The sequence below is a fragment of the Pseudomonas sp. KK4 genome (assembly GCF_001984065.1).
Lineage (GTDB): Bacteria > Pseudomonadota > Gammaproteobacteria > Pseudomonadales > Pseudomonadaceae > Aquipseudomonas.
This window is the reverse complement of the sequence record NZ_LYVP01000182.1, coordinates 1-7,335: the sequence shown is the minus strand read 5'-3', so window position 1 is coordinate 7,335 and position 7,335 is coordinate 1. Positions and strand designations below refer to the sequence as shown.

Genomic DNA, 7,335 nt, shown 5'->3' with positions numbered 1-7,335 from the left:
CTGGTGCTGAACGCCAACGGCACCTACACCTACACCCTCAACACCAGCGACGCCGATTTCAAAGCGTTGCACGGCGGCGGCAACGGCACCGAAACCTTTACCTACACCCTGACCGATGCAGACGGCGACACCAGCACCGCTAACCTGGTGCTGAACATCCACAACAACGATGACGGCGTGTACCTCAACGGCCTCGACGTGTCGGGCGGCGAGCTGACCGTCTACGAGAAAAACCTCAGCGACGGCACCAGCCCCAACCCGTCGGCGCTGACCCAAAGCGGCACCTTCACCGTCACGGCGCTGGATGGCCTGCAGACGTTGACCGTCGGCGGCATCACTCTGGTCAGTGGCGGCGTGGCTGCCGGCTTCCCGCAATCGGTCACTACGCCGCTGGGCAGCACCCTGACCATCACCGGCTACAACCCGACTACCGGCGTGGTCAGCTACAGCTACACCCTCAACGACAACGAAGCGCACCCGAACGCCAACGGCGCCAACAGCATCACTGAAAACTTCAACGTGGTGGCCACCGACACCGATGGCAGCTCCGCCACCGGGCAGATCAACGTCAATATCGTCGACGACTTGCCGACCGCCAAACCTGACGCTGATTCCGTGCAGGAAGGCGGCACCGTCAGCGGCAACGTGCTGGACAACGACATCGGCGGCGCCGACGGCCCGGCCGCCAGTGGCGCAGTGGTGGGCGTGCGCGCCGGTGGCGATACTTCGACCTCGGCCATTGGCGGCCTCAACAGTCAGATCAACGGCAGCTACGGCTACCTGACCCTCGATGCCCAAGGCAACGCGATCTATCACAGCAACCCGAACGCAGTGAGCGGCCCCGGTGCGACCGATGTCTTCACCTACACCGTGCGCGATGCCGATGGCGATGAAAGCACCACCACCATCACCATCGACGTGTACAACAGCTGCCTCAAAGCCGTCAGCGACACCGACGTGACGGTCTACGAAAAAGCCCTGGACCTGAGCAAGGACGGCCAGGACCTGGCCGCCGGCACCGTCACCGGCAGTCAGCCGGGCAGCACCGGCGAGACCGCCAGCGGTACCCTGGTCGGCTCGGTGACCGGAGCGGTCGGTGCGATCACCTACGCCCTGGTCGGCAGCGCCACCGGGGCCTATGGGCAAATCCAGCTCAACCCCAACGGCACCTACACCTACACCCTGACTTCACCGCCGAGCACCACGCCCCATGCCAATGACGGCGCCAACGTCATGCATGAAAGCTTCACCTATCAGGCGACGGATTCGTTGGGCAACATCGTCACCAGCACCATAGTGGTCAACATCGTCGATGACGTGCCCAAGGCGATGAACGACAGCAATGCCAACACCGCCTCCGAATCGCTGCTGACCCTCAATGGCAGCGTGCTGACCAACGACGTGCAAGGCGCCGATACCGTGGCAACCGGCCCCAACAGCGGCCCGATCACCCCCGGCACCTTCGTCGGCACCTACGGCACCCTGGTGCTGAACGCCAACGGCACCTACACCTACACCCTCAACACCAGCGATGCCGATTTCAAAGCCCTGCACGGCGGTGGCAACGGCACCGAGACCTTCACCTACACCCTGACCGATGCCGACGGCGACACCAGCACCGCCAACCTGGTGCTGAACATCCACAACAACGACGACGGCGTGACCCTCAGTGGCCTCGATGTGTACGGCGGCGAACTGACCGTCTACGAGAAAAACCTCAGCGACGGCACCAGCCCCAACCCGTCGGCCCTGACCCAGAGCGGCACCTTCACCGTCACTGCACTCGATGGCCTGCAAACCTTGACCGTGGGCGGTATCACCCTGGTCAGCGGCGGCGTGGCCGCCGGTTTCCCGCAAACCATCACCACGCCGTTGGGCAGCACCTTGACCATCACCGGCTACAACCCGACCACCGGTGTGGTCAGCTACAGCTACACCCTCAACGACAACGAAGCGCACCCGAACGCCAACGGCGCCAACAGCATCACTGAAAACTTCAACGTGGTGGCCACCGACACCGATGGCAGCTCCGCCACCGGGCAGATCAACGTCAACATCGTCGATGACTTGCCAACCGCCAAAGCCGACACCGCCTCGGTGACCGAGGGCGGCACTGTCAGCGGCAATGTGCTGGACAACGACATCGGCGGCGCCGATGGCCTGGCGGCGATCGTCGGCGTGCGTGCCGGCAGCAATACCTCGACGCCAGCCGTGGGCGGGCTCAACACCCAGATCAACGGCACCTACGGCTACCTGACCCTGGATGCCAACGGCAACGCGGTCTATCACAGCAACCCCAACTCGGTGGGCGAACCGGGCGCGACCGACACCTTCACCTACACCGTGCGCGACGCCGACGGCGATCAAAGCACCACCACCATCACCATCGATGTCTGCAACAGCAACATCAAGGCTGTCGTCGACACCGACGCGACGGTCTACGAAAAAGCCCTGGACCTGAGCAAGGACGGCCAGGACCTGGCGGCCGGTACCGTCACCGGCAGCGAGCCGGGCAACACTGGGGAAACCGCCACTGGCACCCTGGTCGGCTCGGTCACCGGTGCCTCCGGCGCGGTCACCTACACCTTGGTCGGCAGCGCCACCGGGACCTACGGGCAGATCCTGCTCAACCCCAACGGCACCTACACCTACACCCTGACCTCGGCGCCGAAAACCTCGCCGGGTGCCAACGATGGCGCCAACACCCTGAGCGAAACCTTCACCTACAAAGCCACCGATGCCCTGGGCAACAGCACCACCAGCACCATCGTGGTCAACATCGTCGATGACGTGCCCAAGGCCGTGGCTTCGGAACGCTCGGTGGCGGCGGTGGAGATCGACTCCAACCTGCTGCTGGTGATCGACGTGTCCGGCAGTATGGCCGACGCTTCAGGCGTATCCGGCCTGTCGCGGCTGGATCTGGCCAAACAGGCGATCAGCGCGCTGCTGGACAAGTACGACGACCTGGGCGATGTCAAAGTGCAGATCGTGACGTTCAGCAGCAACGCCACCGACAAGACTTCGGTGTGGGTGGACGTGGCAACGGCCAAATCGATCATCGCCGGCCTGACGGCCGGTGGCGGCACCAACTACGATGCCGCGGTAGCGGTGGCCCAGAGTGCCTTCGACACCAGCGGCAAACTGACGGGGGCGCAGAACGTCGGCTACTTCTTCTCCGACGGCAAACCCAACGAGGGCTCCATCGGCGGCGGGGACGAGACGGCCTGGAAAAACTTCCTTACCGATAACCAGATCAACAACTACGCGATCGGCCTGGGCAACGGCGTCGACAACGCCTCCCTCAATCCTCTGGCCTATAACGGCACCGGTGCGGGCACCGACACCAATGCAGTGATCGTGACTGATCTGGGCCAGCTCAACTCGGTACTCTCGGGCACCGTGATGGGCGCACCGGTGACCGGGTCGCTGCTGGGCGAGGGCGGTACGTTCGGCGCCGATGGCGGCTTCATCAAGACCATCACCGTCGATGGCACCACCTACACTTACGATCCAAAGGGCAACAGCAACCAGGGTTCGCTGAATTTCAGCGGCGGCGTCAACCATGGCACTTTCAACACCACCAACAACACCCTGAGCATCGCCACCAACAACAAAGGCACCCTGGTGGTGAACCTCGATACCGGCGACTACAGCTACGTTTCCCAAAAGGCCACGGCGGTGGTGATCACCGAAAACATCGGCTTCACCGTCAGCGACAATGACGGCGATCTGGCCAGTTCCACCCTGGTGGTCAAGGTCGTTCCGAACACGGCGCCAGTGGCGGTCGATGACCACATCATCACCAACGTACTCTCCAATAGCGTGGCAGTGCCGGGGGATGTGCTGCTGGCCAACGACAGCGATCCCGATGGCGATCCGCTCAAGGCGTCGCCGACCACCTTCAACACCGGTTGGGCCAGCAAATCCGCCGATTTCACTGGCACCGGGGCCATCAATTTCTCCGGCAGCGGCGTCAAACCGGAAAACCAGAACCTGGCCAACGTGCGCGGCGCCTTCAGCGCCAACACGGCAAGCATGACCGCGATGCTGGTGATCAGTGGCTATCTGGGCGTGGTCACGGCGGCCAATACCAATGATGAGGACCGCATCACCGTCAACCTCAAACAGGGCGAAACCCTCAACCTGGACCACAACCTGGCCGCTGGCCACATCACCATGGAGTACTCGGTCAACGGCGGCAGCTGGATCAGCATCGGCGATGGCCAGACCATCACCGCAGCGACCGATGGCGTGTACCAGATCCACATCACCAACATCACCAATACCTCGGGCAACAGCGTCAATGGGGCAGAGGGCTATCAGCTGACCATGAAGCTCGATTACTCCGGGGCCCATGACCTCACCCCGGATTACCACGGCACCTACACCGCCAGCGATGACCATGGCGGCAGCAGCAGCGCCAACGTGAGCATCACCTACCAGGACGGCCACACCCTCACCGGTACCGCCGGCGACGACACCCTGGTGGCGGGCAACGGCGACAACATCCTCAATGCCGGCGACGGCAATGACATCCTCACCGCAGGCACCGGCAACAACGAGCTGCACGGCGGTGCCGGCAATGACTTGCTGTACAGCGGCATCGGCAACGATCTGCTCGACGGCGGTATCGGCAACGATACCGCCAGCTACGCCCATGCCACGGCGGGTGTCACGGTCAACCTGAGCGTGAGCGGGCCGCAGAACACGGGTGGCGCCGGCACCGACACCCTGACGGGCATCGAAAACCTGGTGGGCTCGAACTTCAACGACAACCTGACCGGGGATAACAACAGCAACATCATCACCGGCGGCCTGGGCAACGATGTGCTCAACGGCGGGGGTGGCGACGACTTCCTGATCGGCGGCCTGGGCAACAACACCCTGACCGGCGGCAGCGGCGCCGACACCTTCCAGTGGCTCAAGGGCAACAGCGGCCATGACGTGATCACCGACTTCACCCCGGGCACCGATAAGCTTGACCTGTCGCAACTGCTGCAAGGGGAGAACAGCACCGCGGCGTCCCTGGATGACTACCTGCACTTCACCGTCAGTGGCAGCGGCGCCTCAACGGTGACCAGCATCGACGTCAGCGCCATGGCCGGCGCGGCGCCGAACCAGACCATCGACCTGGCCGGCGTCAACCTGGCCAGCCATTACGGTGTAACCCCGGGGGCGGGCGGGGTGGTGTCCGGCGCGGATTCAGCGACGATCATCAACGGCATGCTCAATGATCATTCGTTGAAGGTGGATACGGTCTGATCCCTTTGCAGGCGCGGGCCTGCTCGCGATAGCGGTCGTTCAGTCAGCCTCTGTGTTGAAGGTACCGACGTCATCGCGAGCAGGCTCGCTCCCACATGATCGGTGAAGTCCGCCGGTGTTGTGACTTCCCCCCGATCCCCTGTGGGAGCGGGCTTGCATCGCGATGGCACCAGCCCATTCACCTCGAATTCACCTTCGTTACCCCGCATCGCATGAAGATGTGCAAAATTGGCAAAACGAAATGCACCCCGTGCATGCTGTTCACCAATCGAGCGTTTCTTCGTGGTACCTGGCAATGAAAAATCTGGATCTGAACCTGCTGCGGGTTTTCGACGCGGTCATGCGCGAGAGGAACGTGCTTCGCGCCGGTGACGCGATCAGCCTCAGCCCGTCCGCCGTCAGTCATGCCCTCTCGCGTCTGCGCGCGTTGCTCAAGGATGAGTTGTTCGTGCGCACCGCCGCCGGCATGGTGCCCACGGTCCGCGCACTGGAAATGGCGCCGCTGGTGCGCGACGCGCTGGTGACGATCGAGCGCGCCTTCGGGCCTGAACAATTCCACCCCGCCAGCACCGACCGGCAGTTCTGCATCGCCGCCACCGACTACATCACCGCCGTGGTGCTGCCGCATGTCCTGCGGGCGGTATCAGAGCAAGCGCCCAACGCCAGCGTCACCATTCTGCCGGCCAGTCGCCTCGACCTGACCACGCAGATCGATGTCGGTCGCGTGGACGTTGCCCTGGGTTCGTTTTTCAGCGTGCCCCATCGATTGCGTGAACAGGTGCTGTTTCACGCGCGCGACGTGCTGGTGGTCGCACCCGGTCACGCTTTGGCCGGCCGCGAGATCAGCCTGGAGGATCTCGGCAGATTGCCCTTGCTGGTGGTCTCCACCGGTAACACCGACGATGGCCTGCTGTCCGAGCGCGGGCTGTCGCGGCGGGCGGAAATGTTCGACCGCGCGACCTTGAATGCAGCCCTCAATGCCATCGGCAAATCCCCGGACATCAAGCTGGTGCAACCGCATTTTCTCGCCATTCCCACCCTGTTGGCCGGCACCGAGATGGCCGCGATCGTGCCGGCCACCCTGGCCGCCATGTTCCGCCAGGCAGGCACGGCCCACGTCTCGGAACTGCCCTGGCCCCCTGCGCCGCGTCCTGCGCATATGGTCTGGCATGAGCGGCACAGCCACGATCCGGGCCATGCATGGCTGCGCGACCTGCTGGCCAAAGCGGCGCTGAAGGCGGCGCAGATGGACGTGTAGCCCAGTGCACCCCATGCATTTTCATATGATGAACATTGCACTTCAGCCCGGCTGCCCGGGCCGGTAGCGTAGGGGGCATCATTCGCACACGTACTGACCTGTCGCAGAGGCGCAAAACCATGGCAATCAATGACAGTGACGCCATCAACATCCCCGACAGCCAACTGGCCCGCGACGTGACGCAGTTGATTCGCGACACCGAAAGCCAGTTGCTGTTTTCCCATTCGACCCGGGTCTATTTCTGGGGCGCGTTGATTGGTCGGCAGAAAGGGCTGATTTTCGATCCGGAGCTGTTGTACGCGGCGTCGATGTTCCACGACATCGGCCTCACCTCGACTTATCAACAGAGCCAGCTTCGTTTCGAAGTGGACGGCGCCAATGCCGCACGGGATTTCCTGCGCAGTCGCGGGATTGGTGAGAGGGATGTGGAGAAGGTCTGGAATGCCATTGCCCTGCACACCACGCCGGGGATTCCCGAACACATGCAGGCCGAGATCGCTCTGGTCCAGGCCGGGGCGGGCATGGACGTGGCCGGGCGTGGTTTCGAACAGTTCAGCGACGGGCAACGGCAGTCCGTGATTGCCGCGTACCCACGAGAAGCCGATTTCGCCCACCAGATGATCGACGCGTTTTATCACGGCATGAAGCACCGTCCGGCGAGTACCTTCGGCACCTTCAACGATGACTTCCTCGCGTTCAAGGACCCGACCTTCGAGCGCACGAATCTGTGCAGCATCATCCTGTGCTCGCATTGGGAACACTCTTGATGCCGTTCCGAAGATCCCCTTGTGGGAGCGGGCTTGCTCGCGAAAGCG

Annotated in this window: 3 protein-coding genes; all 3 read left to right on the top strand. The window is 63.3% G+C overall.

Annotated elements, in window-relative coordinates; all coding sequences use genetic code 11:
* The coding region (locus B0W55_RS28030) for an S-layer family protein (RefSeq protein ID WP_139340995.1) at positions 1-5,262 on the top strand (5,262 nt) is incomplete at its 5' end.
* A gap of 295 nt (positions 5,263-5,557) precedes the next feature.
* Positions 5,558-6,520 (top strand): LysR family transcriptional regulator, encoded by a 963-nt coding sequence (locus tag B0W55_RS28025; protein ID WP_077049153.1) that lies wholly within the window; start codon positions 5,558-5,560, stop codon positions 6,518-6,520.
* A gap of 119 nt (positions 6,521-6,639) precedes the next feature.
* Positions 6,640-7,287, top strand: a complete 648-nt coding sequence (locus tag B0W55_RS28020; RefSeq protein ID WP_077049152.1) for an HD domain-containing protein — start codon at positions 6,640-6,642, stop codon at positions 7,285-7,287.
* Positions 7,288-7,335 lie beyond the last annotated feature (48 nt).